Annotated in this window: 22 protein-coding genes; 8 read left to right on the plus strand and 14 right to left on the minus strand. The window is 72.2% G+C overall.

From position 1 onward, the window contains the following. Positions 1-53 precede the first annotated feature (53 nt). Positions 54-365: a WXG100 family type VII secretion target gene (locus A6A25_RS01050; RefSeq protein WP_241828447.1), complete on the minus strand. Its 312-nt coding sequence runs from the start codon at positions 363-365 to the stop codon at positions 54-56. Continuing rightward, positions 362-865: a YbaB/EbfC family nucleoid-associated protein gene (locus tag A6A25_RS43795; RefSeq protein WP_158073668.1), complete on the minus strand. Its 504-nt coding sequence runs from the start codon at positions 863-865 to the stop codon at positions 362-364. Before A6A25_RS43795 ends, A6A25_RS01050 begins: the two co-directional genes overlap by 4 nt. A gap of 109 nt (positions 866-974) precedes the next feature. Here A6A25_RS43795 and A6A25_RS01060 point away from each other — a divergent pair, with 109 nt between their 5' ends. Genes A6A25_RS01060 through A6A25_RS01075 form a run of 4 tightly spaced genes read left to right on the plus strand, consistent with a single transcriptional unit; the run spans position 975 to position 4274 of the window. After that, complete coding sequence (locus tag A6A25_RS01060) at positions 975-2174, plus strand: MFS transporter (RefSeq protein ID WP_073885820.1); 1200 nt, start codon at positions 975-977, stop codon at positions 2172-2174. Continuing rightward, complete coding sequence (locus tag A6A25_RS01065; RefSeq protein WP_073885821.1) at positions 2167-3099, plus strand: DMT family transporter; 933 nt, start codon at positions 2167-2169, stop codon at positions 3097-3099. The genes A6A25_RS01060 and A6A25_RS01065 overlap by 8 nt, the downstream gene beginning before the upstream one ends. A gap of 13 nt (positions 3100-3112) precedes the next feature. Further along, positions 3113-3961 carry a bifunctional methylenetetrahydrofolate dehydrogenase/methenyltetrahydrofolate cyclohydrolase gene (locus tag A6A25_RS01070; RefSeq protein ID WP_198932546.1) on the plus strand — a complete coding sequence of 283 codons (849 nt, stop codon included), beginning with the start codon at positions 3113-3115 and terminating at the stop codon, positions 3959-3961. Between the two features lie 19 nt (positions 3962-3980). Next, positions 3981-4274 carry a DUF3017 domain-containing protein gene (locus A6A25_RS01075; RefSeq protein ID WP_073886342.1) on the plus strand — a complete coding sequence of 98 codons (294 nt, stop codon included), beginning with the start codon at positions 3981-3983 and terminating at the stop codon, positions 4272-4274. Here A6A25_RS01075 and A6A25_RS01080 read toward each other — a convergent pair. Beyond that, complete coding sequence (locus A6A25_RS01080; RefSeq protein WP_073885823.1) at positions 4249-4839, minus strand: TetR/AcrR family transcriptional regulator; 591 nt, start codon at positions 4837-4839, stop codon at positions 4249-4251. The genes A6A25_RS01075 and A6A25_RS01080 overlap by 26 nt on opposite strands. Before the next feature lie 75 nt (positions 4840-4914). Between A6A25_RS01080 and A6A25_RS01085 the strand changes: the two genes are divergently transcribed. Beyond that, on the plus strand, positions 4915-5478 hold the full coding sequence (locus A6A25_RS01085) for a dihydrofolate reductase family protein (protein ID WP_073885824.1): 564 nt from the start codon (positions 4915-4917) through the stop codon (positions 5476-5478). A gap of 330 nt (positions 5479-5808) precedes the next feature. On the opposite strand, the gene A6A25_RS01090 is transcribed toward A6A25_RS01085, so the two are convergent. From A6A25_RS01090 to A6A25_RS01105, 4 genes are read right to left on the minus strand one after another with little or no spacing between them, the layout of a single operon-like run. Continuing rightward, complete coding sequence (locus tag A6A25_RS01090; protein WP_073885825.1) at positions 5809-9111, minus strand: error-prone DNA polymerase; 3303 nt, start codon at positions 9109-9111, stop codon at positions 5809-5811. Continuing rightward, positions 9111-9293, minus strand: coding sequence for a hypothetical protein (locus A6A25_RS01095; RefSeq protein WP_073885826.1), 183 nt, complete (start codon positions 9291-9293; stop codon positions 9111-9113). The genes A6A25_RS01090 and A6A25_RS01095 overlap by 1 nt, the downstream gene beginning before the upstream one ends. Continuing rightward, entirely contained in the window at positions 9293-10921 is a 1629-nt protein-coding gene (locus A6A25_RS01100; protein WP_241828448.1) for a DNA polymerase Y family protein, read from the minus strand. Before A6A25_RS01100 ends, A6A25_RS01095 begins: the two co-directional genes overlap by 1 nt. A gap of 3 nt (positions 10922-10924) precedes the next feature. Next, positions 10925-11755: a hypothetical protein gene (locus A6A25_RS01105; RefSeq protein WP_073885827.1), complete on the minus strand. Its 831-nt coding sequence runs from the start codon at positions 11753-11755 to the stop codon at positions 10925-10927. A gap of 197 nt (positions 11756-11952) precedes the next feature. On the opposite strand from A6A25_RS01105, the gene A6A25_RS01110 reads away from it, so the two are divergent. Then, on the plus strand, positions 11953-12768 hold the full coding sequence (locus A6A25_RS01110; RefSeq protein ID WP_073885828.1) for a hypothetical protein: 816 nt from the start codon (positions 11953-11955) through the stop codon (positions 12766-12768). 50 nt (positions 12769-12818) lie between these two features. Here A6A25_RS01110 and purH read toward each other — a convergent pair whose 3' ends face one another. The 7 genes from purH to A6A25_RS42725 form a co-directional block, all read right to left on the minus strand. Then, positions 12819-14402, minus strand: coding sequence for a bifunctional phosphoribosylaminoimidazolecarboxamide formyltransferase/IMP cyclohydrolase (purH, locus tag A6A25_RS01115; RefSeq protein WP_073885829.1), 1584 nt, complete (start codon positions 14400-14402; stop codon positions 12819-12821). Next, a complete protein-coding gene (gene purN / locus A6A25_RS01120; RefSeq protein ID WP_073886344.1) occupies positions 14399-15034 on the minus strand; it encodes a phosphoribosylglycinamide formyltransferase in 636 nt (211 codons plus the stop codon). The genes purH and purN overlap by 4 nt, the downstream gene beginning before the upstream one ends. Positions 15035-15089: 55 nt before the next feature. Next, entirely contained in the window at positions 15090-16625 is a 1536-nt protein-coding gene (locus A6A25_RS01125) for a cell division protein PerM (RefSeq protein ID WP_073885830.1), read from the minus strand. Positions 16626-16727: 102 nt separating this feature from the next. Then, positions 16728-17381 (minus strand): DUF5336 domain-containing protein, encoded by a 654-nt coding sequence (locus A6A25_RS01130; RefSeq protein ID WP_073885831.1) that lies wholly within the window; start codon positions 17379-17381, stop codon positions 16728-16730. A 185-nt stretch (positions 17382-17566) separates the two neighbouring features. Beyond that, positions 17567-18472: a succinate--CoA ligase subunit alpha gene (gene sucD, locus A6A25_RS01135; RefSeq protein WP_073885832.1), complete on the minus strand. Its 906-nt coding sequence runs from the start codon at positions 18470-18472 to the stop codon at positions 17567-17569. Positions 18473-18474: 2 nt separating this feature from the next. Continuing rightward, positions 18475-19644, minus strand: a complete 1170-nt coding sequence (sucC, locus tag A6A25_RS01140; RefSeq protein WP_073885833.1) for an ADP-forming succinate--CoA ligase subunit beta — start codon at positions 19642-19644, stop codon at positions 18475-18477. A 241-nt stretch (positions 19645-19885) separates the two neighbouring features. Continuing rightward, complete coding sequence (locus tag A6A25_RS42725) at positions 19886-21454, minus strand: hypothetical protein (RefSeq protein WP_073885834.1); 1569 nt, start codon at positions 21452-21454, stop codon at positions 19886-19888. A 172-nt stretch (positions 21455-21626) separates the two neighbouring features. On the opposite strand from A6A25_RS42725, the gene A6A25_RS01150 reads away from it, so the two are divergent. Together A6A25_RS01150 and A6A25_RS01155 are read left to right on the plus strand one after the other, a co-directional pair. After that, on the plus strand, positions 21627-22601 hold the full coding sequence (locus A6A25_RS01150; protein ID WP_241828450.1) for an alpha/beta fold hydrolase: 975 nt from the start codon (positions 21627-21629) through the stop codon (positions 22599-22601). A 290-nt stretch (positions 22602-22891) separates the two neighbouring features. Continuing rightward, entirely contained in the window at positions 22892-23611 is a 720-nt protein-coding gene (locus A6A25_RS01155) for a M23 family metallopeptidase (RefSeq protein WP_241828451.1), read from the plus strand. Positions 23612-23636 lie beyond the last annotated feature (25 nt).

Here is a 23636-nt window from a genome sequence, read left to right on the forward strand (position 1 = left end):
CGGGAAGAGCCAGGTGACCTCGCTCGGGATCTCGATGCCCACCGCAGTGCCCCTCAGTAAGTCCGGGAGATCCCGGTCGCGTTGCCCTGGTCGGAACCCTCGTAGGCATCGGCGGTCTGGTCCACGCCGGTGCGGATGTCGGCAAGGGCCTTGGCGAGGTTGCCGAAGGCCTCCAACGTGGCCTGCGAGTTCGGCACGTACTCCTTGGCGAACGCCTGCCCGGACTCGTCACCGCCCCAACACTGCCCCTCGGCCTGCAACGCCGAGTTCAACGACTGCAGCACGGCGTTCAGCGAGTCACCGGCCGCACCGAACTGGCCCGCGCCGCGGCGCAGACCGGACACGCTGACATCGAACCCGCTCACCAGCCACTCCTGTCCATGATGCTGTCGCCGTCGTCATCGTCGGAACGCGGCGCGGGCCGGCGCGGTTGCGTCGACGGCTGCGGCACGACGGGCGGCTGGGGGATGAGGTCGGCCAGTGACGGCACCCCGGGCAGCATCTCCGCCAGGTCGACGCTCGCGCCCTGCTGCGCGGGCGTCAGCACCTCGTTCAGCTCGGTCCGGGCCTTGGCCACGGCCTGCCGCACGGTCTCGGTGGCGAGTCTGGCCAGCTTGTCCGGGGTGGTGCGCTCGAACGCGTTCGCGGAGAACTCCAGTGACGTCAACGCGCCGGCGGAGTCGACGGTGGCGCGCACGGCACCGTCCTTGGACACCGCGGTCGCGGTGATCGCCATGGCCTGCGCCTGCGTCTCGCGCAGCTCGTCGGTCTTCTTGCGCAGCTCGGCCAGGAGGGAGTCGACCTGCTCGCGCATGGCCGCGTTCCGCGCCTCCAACTCGGCCCGGCGTCCTGTCGGATCGGTCACAGCGGTCCCCTCGTGAGCGCTCTCCAGAGGTGCTGACGCTAACCGAGGCCGCCGGGTTCCCGCGGATATTCGGCACCGCGTTGTCGGTGCGGGCGGGCAGAGTGTCACTGTGCTCCGTCCGTACCGGGAACTCGCCGCCATACCGCACCTGCCCGGGCTGCTGCTGTGGTCCATGATCGGCCGCATCCACCTGCCCGGCACGCCGTTGGCGGTGTCGTTCCTGATAGCCGGGTGGACCGGGTCGTACGCGTTGGCGGGCGTGGTCGGCGGCGCGTTGACGCTGGGCATGGGCGTGGCCGGACCGCTGCGGGGACGTGCCGCGGACCGGAGCCCGGCCGGGCGGCTGCTGGTGGTCACCTCGTCGGGTTACGGGGTGGGCATCGCGGTGCTGGGCGTGCTGCCCGCGGTCACGCCGAGCGCGGCGTGGCCGCTGGCGGTGGTGGTGGCGTTCCTGACCGGGCTGTCCACGCCGCCGGTGACGGCGATGAGCCGGGCGAGCTTCCCCCGGCTGACCACGGGACCCGCCGTGTTCACCGTCGAGGCGTCCATGCAGGAGGTCATGTACATCGTCGGTCCCGCGTTGGCGGCGACCGTGGTGGCGGTGTGGAACGCGCAGGTCGCGCTGTGGCTGTGCGGTGCGCTGGCGGTGTTCGGCGCGTTGGGCTTCGGTGGTGCGCTGCGGCGGGCGGGGCTGGACCGGCCGGTGGCGCGTGAGGTCAAGCGCGGTGGTCGGACGCTGCTGCGCGACGGTTCGCTGGTGCTGGCGTTGCTGACCGCGTTGTTCATGGTGGCGTCGCTGGTGTCGATCGACATGGTGATCATCGCCTGGGCACGTGACCTGGGCAGACCCGCGATGGCCGGTGTGCTCACGGCGGTGTGGGGCATCGGCTCCGTGGTCGGCGGGCTGGTCGCGGGCGGGCTCGTCGGGCAGGCGCGGTTCACCCGGCGGATGCTGTTGATGGCGTTGGGCGTCGCACCGCTGGTCCTGGTGCTGCCACCGGTGCTCGACCCGTCGTCGGCGTGGTTGATCGGCGCGGTGCTGGGGGTGGGCGGGATGGCGATCGCGCCCGCCATCGCGGCCAACAACCAGCGGATCAGCGGGCTCGCGCCGGACGAGCGCAAGGCCGAGGCGTTCGGCTGGATGGGCACGTTCACCACGGCGGGTTCGGCGCTGGCGCTGCCGGTGGCCGGGTCGCTGCTCGACCACTTCGGGCCGGCGGCAGCGGCCGGGGCGAGCACGGCGGCGGCACTGGTCGGCGCGGTGCTGGCGAGCCGGGTGCGCGACCGGAAGGCCGTGCCCGTTGGGTGACCGGGTTCGGTTGATCGGCGCGGTGCTCGCGTTCGCCGGCGGGGTGCTCCTGGCGGTCCAGGGCCGGTTGAACGGCGAGCTGGGGCACGTGTTCGGCGACGGGTTCCTGGCCGCGCTGGTGTCGTTCGGCGGCGGGTTCGCGCTGCTGCTGCTCGGTGTGCCGACCACGGCCGCCGGGCGGGCCGGGCTGCGCCGGCTGCGGTCGTCGCTGCGCGCCGGGCGGATCCGCTGGTGGCAGTGCACCGGCGGGGCGTGCGGTGCGTTCTTCGTGTCCACGCAGGGGTTGACGGTCGCGGCGCTGGGCGTGGCGGTGTTCACCGTGGCGGCGGTGGGCGCGCAGGCGGTGAGCAGCCTGCTGGTGGACCGGGCGGGCGTCGGGCCGGCCGGGCGGGTGGCGTTGACCGGGCCGCGGGTGGCCGGTGCGGCGCTGGCCGTGGTGGCGGTCGCGGTGGCCGTGTCGGACGAGGCCGGTGAGGCGTCCGCGTTGTGGTTGGCGCTGCTGCCCGCGGTGGCCGGGTTCGGCCTGGGCTGGCAGCAGGCGGTGAACGGGCTGGTGCGCGAGGCGGCGCAGAGCACGCGCGTGACCACGTTGGTCAACTTCGGCACCGGCACGGCGGTGCTGCTCGTCGTGTGCGCGGTCGACGTGGCGGTGCGGGGCCTGCCCTCGGCCGCGCCGACCGAACCGTGGTTCTACGCGGGCGGCGCGACCGGGATCTTCACCATCGGCACGGCCGTGCTCGCGGTGCGGTGGCTGGGCGTGCTGCTGGTCGGGCTGTGCCAGGTCGCCGGGCAGCTCGTCGGTGCGCTCGTGGTGGACGTCGTCGCTCCCGCCGCAGGTGAGCAGGTGTCCGTGCTCGCGTTGGTCGGCACGGCGTTGACGCTGCTCGCGGTGGTGGTCGCCGCGTTGCCCGGTCGGCGCGGATGAGAGGATGAGGCACGTGACTGCGACGATCCTCAACGGCAGGGCCACCCGGGACGCGATCTTCGAAGACCTGCGGGCGCGGGTCGGCGCGTTGCGCGAGCGGGGGGTGACGCCGGGGCTGGCGACCGTGCTGGTCGGCGACGACCCCGGCTCGCACTCGTACGTGCGGGGCAAGCACCTGGCCTGCGAGAAGGTCGGCATCACGTCGATCCGCCGCGACCTGCCCGCGGACACCACGCAGGCGCAGCTGGAAGAGGTCATCGACGAGCTGAACGCCGACCCGGCGTGCACCGCGTACATCGTGCAGTTGCCACTGCCCAAGCACCTCGACCCGAACCCGATCCTGGAGCGCATCGACCCGCGCAAGGACGGCGACGGGCTGCACCCCGTCAACCTGGGCAAGCTGGTGCTCGGCGACGAGGCGCCGCTGCCCGCCACTCCGCGTGGGGTGGTGGAGTTGCTGCGGCGCTACGACGTGCCGCTGTCCGGGGCGAACGTCACCGTCGTCGGACGCGGGGTGACGGTCGGCCGGCCGATCGGGCTGCTGCTGACCAGGCGTTCCGAGAACGCCACCGTGACGTTGTGCCACACCGGCACCAAGGACCTGGCCGCCGAGGTGCGCCGGGCGGACATCGTGGTGGCGGGTGCGGGCAGCCCCGGCCTGATCACGGCGGACATGGTCAAGCCCGGTGCCGCCGTGGTGGACGTCGGCATCACCCGCACCGAAGCCGGCCTGGTGGGCGACGTTCACCCGGACGTGGCCGAGGTGGCGGGTTTCCTCGCGCCGATCCCGGGTGGCGCGGGCCCGATGACCATTGCCATGCTGCTGACCAACACGGTCGAGGCAGCCGAGCGCACGGCCTGAGGCGGAAGCGGTGGAGTTGTTGCCGGAACAGCGCTGGCGGTCCGCGGCGGGCAAGCACCTGCCGTTCGCGCTGGTGCTCGTGGTGGTCGGCCTGGGCCTGCTCCGAATCGTGCAGTACCACTGGCGGCAGGGCGCGGTGCTGATCGGCGTCGCGCTGCTCATCGCGGCGATCCTGCGCGTCCTGGTGACCGACGAGCAGGCCGGCCTGATCGCCATCCGGGGCCGCAGCGTGGACGCGCTGCTCTACTCCGGCCTGGGCTTCGCCGTGATCTTCGTGGCGATGACCATCATCGGCGGCCCCCTGGACCGCTGACCTGCGTGCGCTCGACCAGTGCCGTGATGACGTCGGTCATCTCCTCCTCCGGCAGCACGTCGGGCAACGTCAGGTGCTCCACCATCAGGCCGCTCATGGCCAGGTAGAGCGACACCACCGTGGTGCGGTCGCCGGGCAGTCCCGCGTCCAGGTGGAAGCGGATGTTCTGCTCCAGGTTCTCGCTGATCGTCCTGGTCAGCGCGGCCTGCAACTCGGGACGTCTGGTGGCCTCCAGCCGCAGCTCCAGCAGCGCCAGGTAACCCGTTCGGTCGACCTGCAGGCGCGCCAACAGCTCTTGGAGCAGCCGCACCACGAGGCTCTTGTCCGGCGGCGCGGCCATCGTCTCCGCCAACCGCTCGGCGTCCGGCGAGACCCGGACGTGGATGTACTCACCGACCTGTCGCAGCAGGTCATCGCGGCTGGCGAAGTAGTTCGACGCGGTGCCGTTGGGCACCCCCGCCTCCTGGTCCACGGCGCGGAACGTCAACCCACGCGCCCCCTCCCGCGCCAACACCTCGACCGCCGCGTCGACCAGCGCGGTACGCCTGTTCGGGTTACGCACCAAGATCCCTCCCTTGACAACCACTGCGGCCATAGTACTACAGTCGCAGTGGTTACCAGAACCCCGAAGGAGATCGACATGCGAACCCTGTCCTACTTCGTCGCCACCTCGCTCGACGGCTTCATCGCCGACCCGAAGGGCGGCTTCGGCGACTTCCTCTTCGAAGGCGACCACATGACCGCCCTGATCGAGGAGTACCCGGACGCCCTGCCCGCACAGCTGCGCGAGGCGATGGGCATCGACACCCCGAACAAGACCTTCGACACGATCCTCATGGGTCGCGCCACCTATCAAGTCCCGGGCGGCCTGCCGAGCCCTTACCCACATCTGCGCCAATACGTCGCCTCCACCCGGCTGAGCACCACCCCGGAGGACGTCGAGGTGATCGCCGACCCACTGACCAAGGTCCGCGAGCTGAAGGAAGAGCAGGGCTTGGGCATCTGGCTGTGCGGCGGTGGCAGGCTGGCCGCCACCCTGCTGCCCGAGATCGACGAACTGGTCCTGAAAATCCACCCGATCGTCCTGGGCAAAGGCATCCCCCTCTTCGCCGGCGACTTCCCCACCGCCCGCTTCGCCAAAGCCTCCACGAGAATCTTCGACACCGGCGTCGTCTTCACCACCTACACCAAAGCCAACACCTAACCCACACCGCGTCCAGCACACCGGACCGCCACCCACCTGCAGAGACCAGCTAATCTCCCGCGCCCACAACGGACCCGCCACCAGCCCACCGAGGCCACCGGCACACAATCCGACGTGCCCACAACGGACCCGCAGCGCCACCGCAAGGCTCGATTTGACATGGGTTCGGGTGCTTTAGGCTGGTCGAAGCCGGCAGGCCTGGCGGGACGCTTTTCCCCGCCGGGCCTGCCGGCTTTGGCCTGCCTGGAGTGCCCGTAAGGGCCCCATGTCAAATCGAGCCGGACCCAACCACCGAGCCGGCCCTAACCACAGCGGTGGACGCAGGCAATCTCAGCGGAAATCCCGGGACCGTGACGGAATACGGAGGTCCAATTGCTGCAACCGTTCCGCGCGAACGCTGATCACACCTTCCGCGGACTCGACCACACCCCGGACCAACAACGCGGGGCTGCTCCGGGCGACCTTGCGGTAACGCGCCCAAAGCCCCGTGGTGCACACGACGTTCACCATCCCGGTCTCGTCCTCGATGTTGAGGAACGTGACACCGCCCGCGGTGCCGGGGCGTTGCCGGTGGGTCACCGCGCCGCCGATCAACACCCTGGTGCCGTTGGGCACCTCGGCCAGTGCCGCGGTGGCCAGGGCACCCAGCGCCGTCAGCCGGTCGCGGACGAACTCGGTCGGGAAGCTGTCCGGGGACAGGCCCATCGCCCACACGTCCGCGACCGCCAGCTCGACCTCGTCCATGCCGGGCAACGCCGGCGCCTCGGTGCCGACCACGGTGCCGGGCAACCGGTCCGGCCGGATCCTCGCCACCGCACCCGCCGACCACAGCGCCGCCCGCCGGTCCAACCCGAAGCACCCGAACGCACCCGCGGTGGCCATGGCCTCCACCTGCACGGTGGTCAGCCGCACCCGGGCACCGAAGTCGGCCATGTCCCGGAACGGTCCCGCGCCCGATTCCCGTTGCGCCACGACCTCTTCGGCGACCTTCTGCCCGATGGTCCGGATACCGCCCAGGCCGATGCGCACGGCCTGCTCACCGTCCACCAGCTCCAGGGTGGCGTGCGCGAGGCTGGCGTTCACGTCCGGACCGAGCACGCGCACGCCGTGCCGCCGGGCGTCCGCGACCAACGACTGGGGCGAGTAGAAGCCCATGGGCTGGGCACGCAGCAACGCCGCGCAGAACGCCGCCGGGTGGTAGAGCTTGAACCAGGCGCTGACGAACACGAGGTGCGCGAAGCTGAGCGCGTGGCTCTCCGGGAAGCCGAAGTTGGCGAACGCCAACAGCTTCGCGTAGATCTTTTCCGCCAACTCCCCACCGATGCCGTTGGCCCTGGCACCTTCGTAGAACCGCTCCCGCAGCCGTTCCATCCGGTGCGTCGAGCGCTTGGCGCCCATCGCCCGGCGCAACTCGTCCGCCTCCGCCGGGCTGAAGTCGGCCACGTCGACGGCGATCTGCATGAGCTGCTCCTGGAACAACGGCACGCCGAGGGTCTTCTTGAGCGCACCCTCCAGCAGGGGGTGGTCGTAGTCCCACTCCTCCTTGCCGTTGCGGCGGCGGATGTAGGGGTGCACCGAGCCGCCCTGGATCGGGCCGGGGCGGATCAGCGCGACCTCCACCACCAGGTCGTAGAACGTCCGCGGCTTGAGCCGGGGCAGGGTCGCCATCTGGGCGCGGCTCTCCACCTGGAACACGCCCACCGAGTCGGCGCGCTGCAGCATCTCGTAGACGCGCTGGTCCTCCAGGTCGAGGTCGCCGATGTCGACCTCGACGCCCTCGTGCTCGCGCACCAGGTCGATGGCGTAGTGCAACGCCGAGAGCATGCCCAGGCCGAGCAGGTCGAACTTGACCAACCCGATGGCGGCGCAATCGTCCTTGTCCCACTGCAGCACCGTGCGGTCGGTCATCCGGCCCTTCTCGACCGGGCACACCTCGCTGACCGGCCGGTCGCAGATGACCATGCCGCCGGAGTGGATGCCGAGGTGGCGCGGGAAGTTCTCCAGCTCGGCGGCCAGCTCCAGCACCGGACCGGGGATACCGCCTTCGTCCGCAGTGGACCGCAGTGGCCCCCAGCGGTCGATCTGCTTGCTCCACGCGTCCTGCTGGCCGACCGAGTAGCCGAGCGCCCGCGCCACGTCCCGGATCGCCGACCGGCCGCGGTAGCTGATGACGTTGGCGACCTGGGCGGCGTGCCGTCGCCCGTACTTGCGGTAGACGTACTGGATGGCTTCCTCGCGGCGGTCGGACTCGATGTCGAGGTCGATGTCGGGAGGGCCGTCGCGGGCGGGTGCCAGGAACCGCTCGAAGAGCAGGTCGAAGCGGACGGCGTCGACGTTGGTGATGCCGAGGGCGTAGCAGACCGCGGAGTTCGCGGCCGAGCCGCGGCCCTGGCACAGGATGTCGTTGCGCCGGCAGAACGAGACGATGTCGTGCACGACGAGGAAGTAGCCGGGGAACTTCAACTCCTCGATGATCTTCAGCTCGTGCTCGATCTGCTGGTACGCCCTGGGGTTCTCGCCGATCGAGCGGTAGCGGCGGGCCGCGCCCTCGTAGGTCAGGTGACGCAGGTAGCGGTTCTCGTCGAGCCCCGCCGGCACGTCGAACGGCGGCAGCTGCGGCGCGATCAGCCTGAGGTCGAACTGGCACTGCAGGCCGAGCACGGCCGAGCGGTGCACCGCGCCGGGGTACCGGGCGAACCGGCGGGCCATCTCCTCCCCCGACCGCAGGCACGCCGTGCGGCCGGGTGGCAGCCAACCGGCCAGCTCGTCCAGGCTGCGCCGCGCCCGCACCGCCGCCATCGCCGCCGCCAGCCGACCGCGCGCGGGCACCGCGTAGTGCACGGCGTTCGTCGCCACGGTCGGCAGCCCCAGGTCGTGGGCCATGCCCCACAGCAGGTCGTTGCGCGGGCCGTCCTCGGGGTAGCCGTGGTCGGTCAGCTCCACGAACACCCGGTCCGCCCCGTACAGCTCGACCAGCCGACGCAGCTGCGCGAACGCCGCCTCCGGCCCTTCCCGCGCCAGCGCACGGCGCACCGCGCCCTTGCGGCAGCCGGTGAGCACGACGCAGTCGTCCCGGGTGTCCGCGACGACCTCCTCCAACCGGTAGACCGGCCGGCCCTTCTCACTGCCGTCCGCGAGCTGGCCGGTGGTGATCGTGCGGCACAACGCGTGGTAGCCGTCGCGGTTGGTGGCCAGCAGGAGCAGGTGCTCGCCCTCGGGGTCGGGCACGCCGTTCTGCGGCGCGGACAGCCCCAGGCTCAGCTCCGTGCCGAACACCGTGCGCATGCCGAGCTCCTTGGCGGCCTCGGCGAACCGCACCACGCCGTACATGCCGTCGTGGTCGGTCAACGCCACCCCGTCCAGCCCGAGCTGCTGTGCCGCCTCCACCAGTTCCTCCGGGTGGCTCGCGCCGTCGAGGAAGCTGAAGTTGGAATGGCAGTGCAGTTCGACGTACGGCACGCGGGCGCGCGTCGCACCGAGGTCGTCCACCTTGACCGCGAAGTCGGGTGGCGCCTCGTAGCGGTCGCGGTGCCGCGTCCACGCCGGGCTGTCGCCGCCGTCGGGCACCGGTGGCTTGCCCGACAGCGCGCGCTCCAGCTCCGACCACCGGACCGGCGGGTTGTTCCAGCCCATCAGCGCGAGTCGTCGAGTGCCCGCCGAGGCGCCGGGATCGACGGCGCCGCCGGTGGCAGCCGTGCCGGCAGCCAGCCGAAGCTCACCACGTAGGCCGGTCCACCGCGCTGGTCCGGCACGCGCTGGTCGGCCAGCCACTCGGCCAGACCACGTCGATCCTGCTCGGGAAAGTCACCGCTCATCAGTCGTACACCCCTTCCACCGCCCACTTGCCGCCCGCGCGGATCAGCAGGAACGCCTGCTCCTCGCCGTCCGGCGCGGTTCCCAGCACTTGCAGTCGTGCACCGCGCAGCGCGGTCTCCGCGTCCCACCAGCGCTCGTCCACCGGCCACGGCCCCGACCACGCCACGACCTGCCGCGCCCGACCGCCGTGCACGATCCGGTGCGGTCGCGCGACCAACTCGGCGTAGCCGGTGACCACGACGTCCGCGCCCGAGGAGTCCAGCAGCGCGACCGGTTCGGGTTCGGCGAACACCGTCGCGGGTGACGGCCCGGGCAGTTGCCCCGGCCACGGCTGGTCCGGGTCGGCCGCCGGGGTGCGCTCGTCGCCCCACGGCACCAGCCGCACCCGTTCGACCGGCCCACGCCCACCGCCGAGCACGGGCGTGAGCACGGCGTCCGGCCCGAGCAGGCCCTGGACGTGCACCATCGCGCGCGCCGCCCGTTCCGCCGCCTCACCCTGGTCCTGACCCGCGCCCGGCCACAGGCCCAGTTGCAGCGCGGTGGCGTCGACCACCTCCTCCGGGTCGAGGCGGAGCAGGTGGATGCCCGAGGTGGGGCCCGGCCAGGAGGAGTGGGCACGGTCGAGGCGGGCACGGGTGAGCCAGCCGTCGAGCTGCCAGCGGACCCGGTCCGCGATGCCCTGCGGGGTGAGCGGTTCGGCGCAGCGCCACACCCGGTGCAGCTCCTCGCCGTTCTCGGTGGTGGCGTGGATGCCGAGGCGGGTGCAGGCCAGGCCGCGGTCGGCGAGGCCCGCGTGCAGGCGTTCGGCGAGGCCCTTGGCCGCGAACGCCGCGGCGTCGACCCGGTCGATCGGCGGGTCGAGGTCGCGGGTGACCGACAGCTCGGGCGGTGGGCGGCGCCGTGACCGGGGACGTTCCTCCAGTCCGGCGGCCAGCCGGTGTGCCAGCACGGCGGCGCGGCCGAAGCGGGTGGCGACGTCCCGCTCGGGCACGGCGGCGAACGCGCCCAGCGTGCGCAGGCCGAGCCGGCGCAGCAGGTCGACCAGGGCGGCCCGGTCCTCCCGGCGCTCGGCGGGTTGGTCCAGCTCGTGGATGCCCAGCGGCGCGAGGAAGTCGCGGGCCCGGCCGGGTGGCACGACCAGCCCGCGGTGCGCGGCCAGGGTCGACGCGAACAGCCCGTCGGCGAACCCGACCTGCGCCTCGACGCCCGCGCGGACCGCGATGTGGTCGACCAGGCGCTCGGCGGCCGACTCGGCGGACTTGAAGTACCCGACGGGCCCTTGGGCCGCGACGACCACCAACCCCGGCCGGACCACCTCGATCCCGGGCGCCAACTCCTCCACCGCCGCCGCGACCGGTTCGAAGAGACGGGCGTCGCGCACCTCGTCGTACTCGAAGACGGCCAGCTCGGGGCACTGCCCCTGGGCCGCCCGCCGCCGCATCCCGCGCCGCACCCCTTCGGCGCGCGCGACCGCCGAGCAGGCGACGACCTCACCCGATCCGACGATGACGGCGGCGGGCACGTGCGGTGGGAGCGCTGCCTCCGCGGCGGCCGCGACGACCGGCCAGTCAGGGCACCAGACGGCGAGCGTGTACAGGGGGTTCACCTTCTTCGACGGGACGTCCACGGGTCACACCGCCTCGACGGGGGTCGGGAACGCCAGGCAGGCGGCGGTGGGCGAGTCAGGCGGACCGGGCACGCTGCCCGGTGAACCGGGAGCCGACAGGCCAGTGCTCGGCGAGCCGGCGGCCGGTGTGTGGGTCGCCGGCAGGGCGGTGGGTGGTCGAGGCGAGTCGGTGCTCGGCACGGGCGCCAGAGCGGGACGTCGGGCCGGCACGTCGGTGTTCCCGGGGAGCACCACGGTGGTCCGGCGTGGCCTGGCGGCGGCTCCTCGGCCGGTCGCCTGCACGGTGACGGTGTGGGAGGTCAGCAGGCCGTGGCCGGTGGTCAGGCCCGTCCAGCGGCCGGAGGTCGCGGTCAGCTCCACGTCGGCACCCGGCCACGGCACCGCGAACGGCAGCAGGACGGCCTTGCGGTTGCGCGCCCGGCCCGAGAGCTTGCGCGAGGTCGCCGCGGTGACCGGTGTGGCCAGCGCGACCAGGTCGAAACCGTCCAGCAGGGCGGCCACGGTCTTCTCGACCTCGCTCTGGTCCCTCCCAGGTCGAGGGACCAGAGCGAGCCGATGGACGGCCACGCCCAACTCGGCCGCCGCGAGTGCCCCACACCCCGGCAGGCCGACCACGGCCGCCCAGCATCCTTCCCCTGTCGCCGCGGCCATCAGCGCGAGCAGCAACGATGTCGACCCGCGCACCGACACCGTGCTGCCCCGCCGCAGGCCGCCCCACGGGAGGAGCCCTGCCAGTTCCCCGCGAACCGGCAGGGTCCGGGCCGGTGCCGTGGTCAGCTCGCCCGCCGCGCCTACCCCGAGCGCGGTCAGCGTCGCCGTTGCCGACCTGGACACCCGCCCTCCTCCCACTGATCCGCGCGCACCCCTGTGCGCGGATCGCCGTGGGAAGTTCGGCGACCTGTCGAACACCTGTTCGAACGACAGGGTGATCTTATCCCGAACCGACCACCCGCTGTCAATGCCGGCGGCGTCCCCGATCGGGTGGCCGGCAGACTGCTCCGCGCGCACCGACCGCACCACGGGGGGAAACCGTGAACCAGAACCCGCAGAACTGGCCGCAACAGGCCCAACAGCCCGGCTACGGCCCACCACCGCCCGGCTTCCAGCAGCCGCCGCCCGGCACCCAACCGCCCGGCACCCAACCGCCCGGCTTCCAGCAGCCACCGCCACCCGGCGCCCAGCCACCCGGCGCCCAGCCGCCCGGCTTCCACCAACCGCCCGGCTACGGCCCACCGCGCAAGAAGCGGACCGGACTGGTCATCGGGATCGTGATCGGCGTCGTCGTGCTCGTCGTGGGCGGTGTGGTCGGCTCGATGTACCTGAACTACATCGACGAACCCGGCGGCGGTCCCGGCACCGAGCCGATCGCCCAGTGCGTGCTGAGCGACGACGTGAAGTCACAGGCGCACGTCAGCAGCTTCCGCCTCATCCAGGCGCCGACCGACGCCAAGAAGGGCATGAAGCAGACCCACTGCGCGTGGGAGCAGACCAAGGGCAAGGACGGTCGCAACCCGCGCCGCCTCAGCTTCCTCGTCTACGACTTCACCACGTTCTCCGACAAGTCGGACCGCAACCTCGACCAGGCGCACGACAACTACACCAGCTTCATGTCGTACGGCACCGGCGACCAGGCCAAGACCCTCGACCTCGGCGACGAGTCGATGGTCTTCATCCCGGCCTCGCCGACCGACCTCACCGAGGTGAACCTGCTGGTCCGCAAGGGCACGGTGGTGTGGAACATCCGCTACCAGGGCCGCGACAAGGGCTTCTTCACCGACTCGGGCTTCCCGGTCGCGGACGCCGAGGCCGTGGCCGTCAAGGTGGCCGGGGAACTGACCTCGAAGTAGGCGGAGGGGGCTCCTCGCACCCGGCGAAGAGCCCCCTCCGATCCGAAGAACTAGTGCGCGAAGTGCCGCGTGCCGGTCAGGTACACGGTTGCACCGGCCGCCTCCGCCGCCGCGATCACCTCGGCGTCACGCACCGACCCACCCGGCTGCACGATCGCCCGCACCCCGGCTTCCACCAGCACTTCCAGCCCGTCCGGGAACGGGAAGAACGCGTCCGACGCGGCGAACGAACCCCGTGCCCGGTCACCGGCACGCGCCACCGCCAGCCGGGCCGCGTCGACCCGGTTGACCTGGCCCATGCCCGCGCCGACGGTCGCGCCACCGGACGCCAGCAGGATCGCGTTCGACTTCACCGCGCGGCACGCCCGCCACACGAACGCCAGGTCGGCCAGGCCTTCCTCGTCCAACGGCGTGCCGCACGCCAACGTCCACTTGGCCGGGTCGTCGCCCTCGGCCTCGATCGTGTCCGCCGTCTGCACCAACAGCCCGCCGGACACCGCGCGCATCTCCACGCCACCGCGCACCGGCTCCGGCGCGACCAGGATGCGGATGTTCTTCTTGCGCGTGAGCACGTCCACCGCGCCGTCGGCGTAGGACGGGGCGATGATCACCTCGGTGAAGATCTCCGCGACCTGCTCGGCCAGCTCCACGGTCACCTCGCGGTTCACCGCGATCACGCCACCGAACGCGCTCACCGGGTCGCACGCGTGCGCGTTGCGGTGCGCCTCGGCGATCGCACCGGGACCGTCCACCCGGGACACCGCGATGCCGCACGGGTTGGCGTGCTTGATGATCGCCACGCACGGCAGCTCGTGGTCCCACGCCGCGCGCCACGCCGCGTCGGCGTCGACGAAGTTGTTGTAGGACATCTCCTTGCCGTGCAACTGCTCCGCCGTCGCCAGCCCGGTGCGCCCGTCGCCCTGCGTGTAGAGCGCGGCGCGCTGGTGCGGGTTCTCGCCGTAGCGCAGCACCTGCTTGCGGTTCCAGGTCGCGCCGACCCAGCCGGGGAAGCCGGAGCCCTCGTCGTCCGGCGCGACCGCGCTGCCCAGCCACGACGCCACGGCCACGTCGTAGGACGCGGTGTGCCGGAACGCGTCCACGGCCAGCCCCTGCCGGTCGGCCAGCGTGAAGCCACCGGCCTTGACCTGCTCCAACACCCACGAGTACCGCGCCGGGTCCACGACGACGGCCACGCTGGCGTGGTTCTTCGCCGACGCGCGCACCATGGCCGGACCGCCGATGTCGATCTGCTCGACGCACTCGTCCGGTGACGCGCCCGACGCCACCGTCTGCGTGAACGGGTACAGGTTCACCACGAGCAGGTCGAACGGCTCGATGCCCAGCTCGCGCAACTTCTCCACGTGCGCCGGGCGCCGCGTGTCGGCGAGCAGGCCCGCGTGCACGCCGGGGTGCAACGTCTTCACCCGGCCGTCCAGCGCCTCCGGGAACCCGGTGACCTGCTCGACCGGCGTGACCGGCACGCCCGCGTCGGCCAGCGCGCGCGCCGTCCCGCCGGTGGAGACGATCTCGACTCCGGCCGCGTGCAGGCCGGTGGCCAGTTCCAGCAGCCCCGACTTGTCGGAAACCCCGATCAGGGCCCGGCGAACCGGTCGCCTCTCGGCAGGAGTGGTCACGGGATGCTCACCTTTCGTCCGTTCACGGTGCAGCCCTCGCGGGCCAGGCGGGCGACCACGTCGACCAGCAGCCGCCGCTCCACCACCTTGATGCGCTCGTGCAGGCTTTCGACGTCGTCGTCATCGGCGACGACGACCGCTTCCTGGGCCAGGATCGGCCCGGTGTCCACCCCGCCGTCCACCAGGTGCACGGTCGCGCCGGTCACCTTCACGCCGTAGTCGACGGCGTCGCGGACGCCGTGCGCGCCGGGGAACGCGGGCAGCAGGGCGGGGTGGGTGTTGACCATCCGGCCGCCGAAGCGGGCCAGGAAGGCGGGTCCGAGGATCTTCATGAACCCGGCGGAGACCACCAGGTCGGGTCGGTGCGCCTCGACGGCGTCGGCCAGCGCGGTGTCCCACGCGGCGCGGTCGGCGTGGTCGCGCAGCTTGACCGCGAAGCCGGGGACGCCGCCGCGCTCGGCGCGGCTCAGGCCCTCGATGCCGTCGCGATCGGCGCCGACGGCGACCACCTCGACCGGGTAGCCGGGGTCGGCCGCCGCGTCCAGCAACGCCTGCAGCAGGGTGCCGGAACCGGAGACGAGGACGACGACCCTGGCGGGGACGGGAAGCCGGAGTGTGGTCGCGGCGCTCAGCGTGCTCTCCTTGCTGGGGACTGTCACAGCAGCTCAAGAGCAGCCTAGGCGTTGCCTAGCGGGGCTCGTCGGCCAGGTCCTCGTCGCCCTCGCCGTCCTCCTCCGACTCGTCCTCGGGGTCATCGTCCGACTCGTCCTCGGGGTCATCGTCCGACTCGTCCTCGGGCTCATCGTCGGACTCGTCGTCCGGCTCGTCCTCGAATTCCTCGACGTCCTCTTCGAGGTCGTCGTACTCGTCGAGTTCGTGGTCGAACTCCTCGTCGTCTTCCTCTTCTTCCTCGTCCTCGTCCTCGTACTCTTCGGCTTCCTCGTCGTACTCGACTTCCTCTTCGTACTCGACTTCCTCTTCGGAGTCCTCGAAGTCGCCCTCTTCCGAGTCCTCGGAGTCGACGGGCTCGGGCTCCACCACACGCGGCGGGCGGGGCCCGGCGAACCAGGCCACCACCGCGCCCGGCACGGTGATCCACCCGAACGTGAGCACGGCCAGCAGCCCCGCCGGGATCGTGACCGGGTTGAACACCCCGCCGCCCAGCGCACCACCGGCCGCCGCCGCCAGCACCAGCGTGCCGACACCGGCGGTGACCGCCGCGACCAGCACCGCGCGCACCCTCGCCCGGGGCGTCTCGGCGGCGTCGCGCAACGACAACCCGGCCAGCACGCCGATCACGCCCGGCAGCACCAGCACCAGCGGCAGGTAGCCCGCCTGCTCCTCGGGCAACGCGGCCAGCAGCGGCACGGCGGGCACCGGGCCGCCGACGAACTCCAGCGGGCCCACCACCACCGCGCCGATCGAGAACCCGGAGCCCACCACGTACGACAGCGCGCCGACCACCGCGTTGGGCAGGTAGGCCAGGCACAGCAGCCAGATGCCCAGGCCGGTGCCGATGGTGCCGCCGGTCTGGTCGAACAGCGACGCGGTGGTCGGCCAGGAGAACACCAGCCCGAGCGCCAGCACCAGCGCACCCGCCGCGGCCAGCGCGAACAACGCCAACGCGCCCGTGCGCAACCCCCGCCGCGCCACCGGGTCGACCCGCTCGAACACGACCTCCACCAGGCCGCAGCGCTGCGCGACACCGGCGACCGCCGCCAGCCCGGACACCACCGCGCACCCGAAGAACGCCACCGCGGGCGTGGCCCGAACCGGACCCTCGTCACCCATCAGGAACGCGATCACGCTGCCCACCACGGCGTGCGCGCCGGCGATGCTGAACACCACCGACCGCGCCTGCAACGGCTCGAACAGCCCCAGCCGGTCCGCCGCACCCGCCGCCGCCCGGTACACCAGCAGCATCACCAGCGCGGTCGGCAGCAGCGGCAGCAGGCCGAGCTGCCCGCCGTCGAAGCGCAGCGGCACGTGGTGCGCGACCAGCCAGCCCGGGGCGGCGGCGGTGAGCACGCCGGTCGTCGAGAACGACGCGTGCGCGGCGGTCGAGGAGACCAGCGCGAGCAGCGCGGCCACGCCCGCGTAGCCGATGACCACCGACCCGGTGGCGGTCATCGTGAGCACCCGCAACCGTTCGGCGCGGGAGAACTCGGGCGGGCGGACCGAATCCGTCACGACGCCGTGCGAGGTCGTTTGCGACACCGACATCCTCCCACTGTCCCAGTAGCGGTGAGCCGTTCGGGCGAGGCTCGCCGGACATGCGAAGAGGGGTGGCGCCGGACTACCGGCGCCACCCCTCCCACGACGTGCTCAGCCCTGCTGGGGACCGCCGAACCCACCGGGCGGCGTGCCCTGGCCGGGCTGCTGGCCCGGCTGCCCGAACTGGCCCGGCTGCGGCATGTAGGACGTCGGCTGCGGCTGGCCCGCCTGCGGTGCGGCCTGCGGCGGCGGCGCCTGCTGGCCGAACTGGCCGGACGGCGGGCCGAACTGCTGCGGCTGCTGGCCCTGCTGCGGGAACGCGCCGGAGTGCGGGTTCCAGCCACCGGGCTGGCCGTAGACGTTCGCGGTCTTCGGCTGCAGCTTCACCACGCCGGTCTCCAGCAGCAGGCTCAGCACCACGGCCGCGGTGAGCAGCAACGACACGATCAGCAGCACGATCTGCATGCCCTGGACGTCGGCCTCGGTGGTGATCAGACCCTGGAGCAGCCCCAGCGTCGGGATCACCGCGAACGGCACGGCCGCGTACAGCAGGCCCTTCGGCGCCTTCGGCAGCACGGACAGGCCGGCGAGCGTGCCCGCCGCGTACAGGAACTCCGACGACTGCACGTCGTCGGCGAACGCGAGCAGGTACGCGATCAGCGCCAGACCGGCCGCGACCAGCGGAAGGATGAGGTTCAGGTTCACACCCACCGCCGGCTGCGCCGGACCCGGCTGCTGCTGAGGGGCGCCGTACGGCTGGGACATGATGCGGTCTCCTCCACCTGCGGAACTGATCTCGGGTCGACAGAACGCTAGCCGATGCACACTCTCCGACGGCGAGCGGACTCCCGTGGTTCCCCCCAATGTGCGCATTGACTCGTCCGGAGAACGCACTGAGGGCCACCTCCCGGGAGAGGCGGCCCTCAGCATGTCGCACGAACGGCCCAGTGTCAGCCGATCGACTGCATGATCTCCCGCATGAGCGTGGCGGTCTCGCTCGGCGTCTTGCCGACCTTGACGCCCGCGGCCTCCAGGGCTTCCTTCTTCGCCTGCGCGGTGCCGGCCGAGCCGGACACGATCGCGCCCGCGTGGCCCATCGTCTTGCCCTCGGGCGCGGTGAAGCCCGCCACGTAGCCGACGACCGGCTTGGTGACGTTCTCCTTGATGTAGGCCGCGGCCCGCTCCTCGGCGTCGCCGCCGATCTCGCCGATCATCACGATCGCCGCGGTCTCCGGGTCGGCCTCGAAGGCCGCCAGCGCGTCGATGTGGGTGGTGCCGATGATCGGGTCGCCGCCGATGCCGATGGCGGTGGAGAAGCCGAAGTCGCGCAGCTCGTACATCATCTGGTAGGTCAGCGTGCCGGACTTCGACACCAGACCGATCTTGCCCGCGCCGGAGATGTTGGCCGGGATGATGCCCGCGTTGGACTGCCCGGGGCTGATCAGGCCGGGGCAGTTCGGGCCGATGATCCGGGTCCCACGTCCGTCGACCCCAGCGCCGGTCGCCACGGCGTGCGCCCAGAACGCGGCGGTGTCGTGCACCGGGATGCCCTCGGTGATCACGACGGCCAGGCCGATGCCCGCGTCGATCGCCTCGATCACGGCCGCCTTGGCGAACGCCGGCGGCACGAAGATCACGGTGACGTCCGCGCCGGTCGCCTCCATGGCCTCGGCCACCGAGCCGAACACCGGCAGCACGTTGCCGTCGAAGTCGACCTTCTCGCCCGCCTTGCGCGGGTTCACGCCGCCGACGATGGTCGTGCCGGAGGCCAGCATCCGCTTGGTGTGCTTGGTGCCCTCGGCGCCGGTCATGCCCTGGACGATGACCTTGCTGTCCTTGGTGATGAAGATAGCCATCGTCAGACCCCCGCAGCCGCGAGCTCGGCGGCCTTGTCGGCCGCGTTGTCCATAGTGTCCACCACGGTGACCAGCGGGTGGTTGGCCTCGGCGAGGATCCGGCGGCCCTCCTCCACGTTGTTGCCGTCCAAGCGGACCACGAGCGGCTTCTTGGCCTCGTCGCCCAGGATGCCCAGGGCGGCCACGATGCCGTTGGCGACCGCGTCGCACGCGGTGATGCCGCCGAAGACGTTCACGAAGACCGAACGCACGTCGGGGTCGTGCAGAATGATGTCCAGGCCGTTGGCCATGACCTCGGCCGACGCGCCGCCGCCGATGTCGAGGAAGTTCGCGGGCTTGACGCCGTTGTGCTTCTCACCGGCGTAGGCCACCACGTCGAGGGTGGACATCACGAGACCGGCGCCGTTGCCGATGATGCCGACCTGGCCGTCCAGCTTGACGTAGTTGAGGCCCTTCGCCTTGGCCTTGGCCTCCAGCGGGTCCTCCGCCTGCTTGTCCACCAGCGCCTCGTGGTCGGGGTGGCGGAAGGAGGCGTTCTCGTCGAGGGTGACCTTGCCGTCGAGCGCGACGATCTTGCCCTCGGGGTCGCGGACCAGCGGGTTGACCTCGACCAGCGTGGCGTCCTCGGAGACGAAGGTCTCCCAGAGCTTCACGATGACGTCGGCGACCTGGTCGGCCACCTCGGCGGGGAACTTCGCGGCGGCCACGATCTCGTCGGCCTTCGCGCGGTCGACACCCTTGATCGCGTCCACCGGCACCTTGGCCAGGGCCTCGGGCTTGGTCGCGGCGACCTCTTCGATGTCCATGCCGCCCTCGACGCTGGCCATGGCCAGGAAGGTGCGGTTGGCGCGGTCGAGGAGGAAGGAGAAGTAGTACTCCTCGGCGATGTCGGACGCGGGCGTCACCAGCACGCGGTGAACGATGTGCCCCTTGATGTCCAAGCCGAGGATCGCTTCGGCCTTGGCTGAAGTCTCATCCGGGTTCTCGGCGAGCTTGACGCCACCCGCCTTGCCCCGGCCGCCGGTCTTGACCTGGGCCTTGACCACGACGGTCTGACCGAAGCGCTCGGCGATGGCCTTGGCCTCGGCGGGGGTGGTCGCCACGTCGCCCGGAAGTACCGGGACGTCGTGGGCGGCGAAGAGGTCCTTCGCCTGGTACTCGTACAGGTCCACTCGGGTCTCCTGCGACGTCGGTGTCGGACACCGCGTCAGGTCGTGCGGTCCTCTGAGGTCCGGCGCTCCAGGCTGGGGCCTGGTGCCCACACGTCCAGGCATCACCTGGAACGCCGGCACAGCCGTGGGGGGACCGGCTCGACGCGGCTTCGCAAGACACTATCGACCAGCCCGGACTCCACCGCACCCCACGCCCGTGAAGTCCGTCATAGAGGTGGTGAGGTCGATCACCACCCACGATTCAGCGCGCCGTCCGCAGGGCGCCGGAGATGATGAACGCGACCGTCGCGGCGGCGGCCAGCCAGAGCCCGGGACCGGGTGCGGCCTCGGCGGCACGGGCCGCGGTGAGCGGGTACTCCCAGGCGCGGACGGCCGTGACGACCGCCGCACCGAGCAGCAGCGCCGCACCGCGGCTCGGCCTGGCCTTGAGCGCGACGGCGGCAGCCGCCACGACCGCGATCAACGCCACCAGCAGCCCGAACGAGCCGACGTGCAGGCCGAACGCGCCGATCGGCACGTAGTCGGGCGCCCGCAGCACGGGCAGGCTGAACGCGCCGAACGCGAGCAGCACCGCGATCAGGGTGGTGGCGATCAGCGGCAGCGACGACTCGCCCGCGTCCGTGCCGACCTCGTCCCGCTCGACCGCGCCGGCCAGTGCCGCCGTGATGGCGGCCGCCGCCGCGGCGACCACCGACGCCGCGGTGAACCAGACGCCGACGCCGGGCTGCACGACGTCGACCTTCGTCGCGGCGAAGACGGCGTCGAGCGCGACGGCGGCGCCCAGCGGGATCGCGGCGGTGGCGACGGTGAACGCGGGCCGGACGGCGGCCTTGGCGAGCAGTGCGGCGGCGAGCAGGCCGGTGGCGATCGCGGCGGGCCAGAGCAGGCGTGCCGCGTAGTCCGCGGGTGGCGGGGAGCCGTCGGGCAGGACCAGGAGGTCGGTCGACGCGCCCGCCGCGGCTGCCGCGGCGGCGACCAGGCCGAGCGCGGCGGCGATGACGTGCAGGCGTCGTTGGCCCGGCAGTTCGACGTCCCGCTCCGCACCGTCCTCGTCCTTGACTGCCCGTTGCGGCCAGGCGAGCGCGATGGCGGCGGCGAGCACCAGGAACGGGCCGACGGCCGGCCCGATGGCGTCGACGGCGAGGGCCGAGGCGATCGGCGGCGCGGCGGCGGCGAGCAGCACGGCGGCGAGGCCGAGCAGACCGCCCTTGCGGGCCTCGGGCGTGGTGGCGCTGGCCGCGAGGACCGCGAGGGCGGGCGCGGCCAGGGTGAGCACGATGCCGCCCAGCATCGGCAGGGTCGGCGAGTCGAACGTGCCGCGGGCCTGGATCAGCGCGTCGGTCGAGGTGAACGGCGCGGTGAACAGGCCGATGCCCGCGACGGCGCCCGCGGTGGCGGGCAGGGCGAACCTCGCGCGTTCGCTGCGCACGTCCGGTTCGGCGCCGAGGGTGGCCAGCGCGCCGGCGGCGATGAGCAGGACGTGCCCGGCCAGCAGCAGCCACAGGCCCGCGGCGGGGCCGGGCGGGTCCAGGCTCGTCGACCGGAACAGCTCGGGCCGCGCGGCGTCGACCGGGTCGACGAGCAGCTGCAGGTCGTTGAGCAGGCGGCCGACGGCGAACACGGCCGGTGCGACGAGGGCCGCCGCGGCGGTGAGCGCCTGCCCGCGGGCGAGGAACACCGCGGCCAGGGCGGTGGGCAGCAGGGCGAGCGGCGCCAGCAGCGGCCAGGCGGTGAACGCGGGCGGCACGGCGCCGCCGACCACACCGACAGCCGGGGCCGCCGCGGTGAGCAACGCGCCCGCCGCGGCCACCCCAACCGCCGTCCGGAGTCTCGTGGGGGCCGTTGAGACCGGTTCAGCGGTTCGGATCACCGGTCGGACGCTAGCAAAACGGAGCCGGCGGCGACGGGCGGCCGGTCCCCGGTTGTGGACATCGGACGTCGGGTACTCGCAGTTCGTGGGGACGTCACTTACTTTCAGCCCTATGGGTGACGCGGTGCGGCGGCTCGTGACGACCTGGGCGGGCCGGGTCGGCACCGGCGTGGACGCCGGGCTCGGTGTGGCCGGCGACGCCCTGGGGCTGGCGGGCGGCGTGCTCCGGGCCGTCGCCTCGCCCGGCGGGGTGCGCGGCGTCGCGGTCGAGGCCGCCTGGCTGGCCGCGCACACCGTCCTCTACCCGTGGGGCGTGGTGGAAGAGCAGTTGAAGCCCGACGGGCACCTCCGCGCCTACCGCACGGACCGCCTACCACCTCGCCGGCGCGGGCTGGTGGTTTCGGCGATGGACGCGGCGGGCACCCCGATCGTGTTGGTGCACGGCATCGGGGACAACCGCTCCGCCTTCGCAGTGCTTTCGGGGGCACTGCGAAGGCGTGGCTTCGGAGTGGTGCACGCCGTGAACTACAGCGTGCTGACCGCGTTGACGGGGGACGTCCGGCGGTCGGCGGCGCTGCTCGGGGAGCACGTCGAGCGGATCTGCGAGCAGACCGGATCCGACCGCGTGCACGTGGTCGGGCACTCGCTGGGCGGCCTCATCGCCCGTTATTACGTACAGCGCCTCAACGGCGACGCACGCGTGCGCACGCTCGTGACCCTCGGGACCCCGCACCAGGGCACGTTGACCGCTTATCTGGTCCCCACCTCGCTGACCAGGCAATTGAGGCCGGGTTCCGACCTGTTGTCCGAATTGGCCGAACCGTCCCGACCGTGCCGCACCAGGTTCGTCGTGGTGTGGAGCGAGATGGACCAGGTGGTCGTGCCGCAGCGGAACGCCCGGTTGGCGCACCCGGCGTTGGTCGTGGAGGAGCATCGGATACGTGATTCAGGTCACCTTTCGCTGCCCGTCGATCGACGCACCCTTCACCTAGTTGTGACCGCCATCACGCGTTCGGATGACAACCTGGATCACCCCATCGTGCCTGCACCCGGACGGTATGGGGAGCGCGCTCATGACCCAGCGTGACGGCTCATACGCGGGGATGTCCCACTGACCGCTAAACGGTCATCTTCCGACTCGGGGATTGCCCTTAAGGGCTCCGCGCCGTTATCTTCCCCCGGTCCGTTGTCACGGTCTGGTCACAAGCAGGACGACGAGCCGGTACCCCGACCGGCTCAACCGGGATCCCCCGCCCGGTAGTCCGACCGGACTCCCCGAAGACGGAAGGCCAGGTTTTGTCTCAACACCGCTCCCCCGGCGGCCATACGAGTTCTCCCGTGCTCGAAGAAGCGGTAGACCGAGCTTCGACGCGCACGGTGAGCACGCACCGGCTCCCGCCTCCGCCCTCGGCGCTGCGCGGACGGATCGTGGTCGCCGCGGTCGCCGTCGGTGCCTTCGCCGCCGCAGGCGCAGGGCAGACGCTCCACGCGCTCGGCTCCGACTCGCCGTCCCAGGCCGACGAGGTCACCCCGCTCGCGAACTCCGCCGCTGACGGCGCCGCCGCGTTCGGCGTCGGTGGCACCGGCCCCGCCTCACCGCAGATCCTGCCCGTCGCCAAGGCGGTCGACCCCGCGGCCGAGGCGCAGAAGCTCGTCAAGAGCCAGCAGATCACCGAGACCCGCGAAGCCGAAGAGGCCGAGGCACGGCGCCCCAAGTTCGCCCGTCCCGCTGCGGGGCTGTTCACCTCCGGGTGGGGTGGCCGCTGGGGCGAGATGCACTACGGCATCGACATCGCGGGCCCCATCGGCACGCCGATCCTGTCCGCCGCGGATGGTGTCGTGATCGAGGCCGGTTCGGCAAGCGGTTTTGGCCTGTGGGTCAAGGTCGAGCACGCCGACGGCTCCGTCACCGTCTACGGCCACGTGGACTCCTACTCGGTCCGCAAGGGCCAGCGGGTCCTGGCGGGCGAGCAGATCGCGCGCATGGGCAACCGCGGCTTCTCCACCGGACCGCACCTGCACTTCGAGGTCTGGAACCCGGACGGCAAGAAGATCAACCCGTTGTCCTGGCTGAACTCCAAGGGCATCAGCGTCTAGTGCGCTGACCGGGCACGTGAACGCA

The organism is Saccharothrix sp. CB00851 (genome assembly GCF_001905065.1).
In the GTDB taxonomy this organism is placed as follows: Bacteria; Actinomycetota; Actinomycetes; order Mycobacteriales; family Pseudonocardiaceae; genus Actinosynnema.

Bases quoted from the DNA above. Each gene is read 5' to 3' on its own strand.
- A6A25_RS01085 (WP_073885824.1), top strand. From the start codon at position 4,915: ATGCGAACCCTGTCCTACTTCGTCGCCACCTCGCTCGACGGCTTCATC.
- A6A25_RS01090 (WP_073885825.1), bottom strand. From the start codon at position 9,111: ATGGGCTGGAACAACCCGCCGGTCCGGTGGTCGGAGCTGGAGCGCGCG.
- A6A25_RS01095 (WP_073885826.1), bottom strand. From the start codon at position 9,293: ATGAGCGGTGACTTTCCCGAGCAGGATCGACGTGGTCTGGCCGAGTGG.
- A6A25_RS01125 (WP_073885830.1), bottom strand. From the start codon at position 16,625: ATGTCGGTGTCGCAAACGACCTCGCACGGCGTCGTGACGGATTCGGTC.
- A6A25_RS01130 (WP_073885831.1), bottom strand. From the start codon at position 17,381: ATGTCCCAGCCGTACGGCGCCCCTCAGCAGCAGCCGGGTCCGGCGCAG.
- sucD (WP_073885832.1), bottom strand. From the start codon at position 18,472: ATGGCTATCTTCATCACCAAGGACAGCAAGGTCATCGTCCAGGGCATG.
- A6A25_RS01150 (WP_241828450.1), top strand. From the start codon at position 21,627: ATGGGTGACGCGGTGCGGCGGCTCGTGACGACCTGGGCGGGCCGGGTC.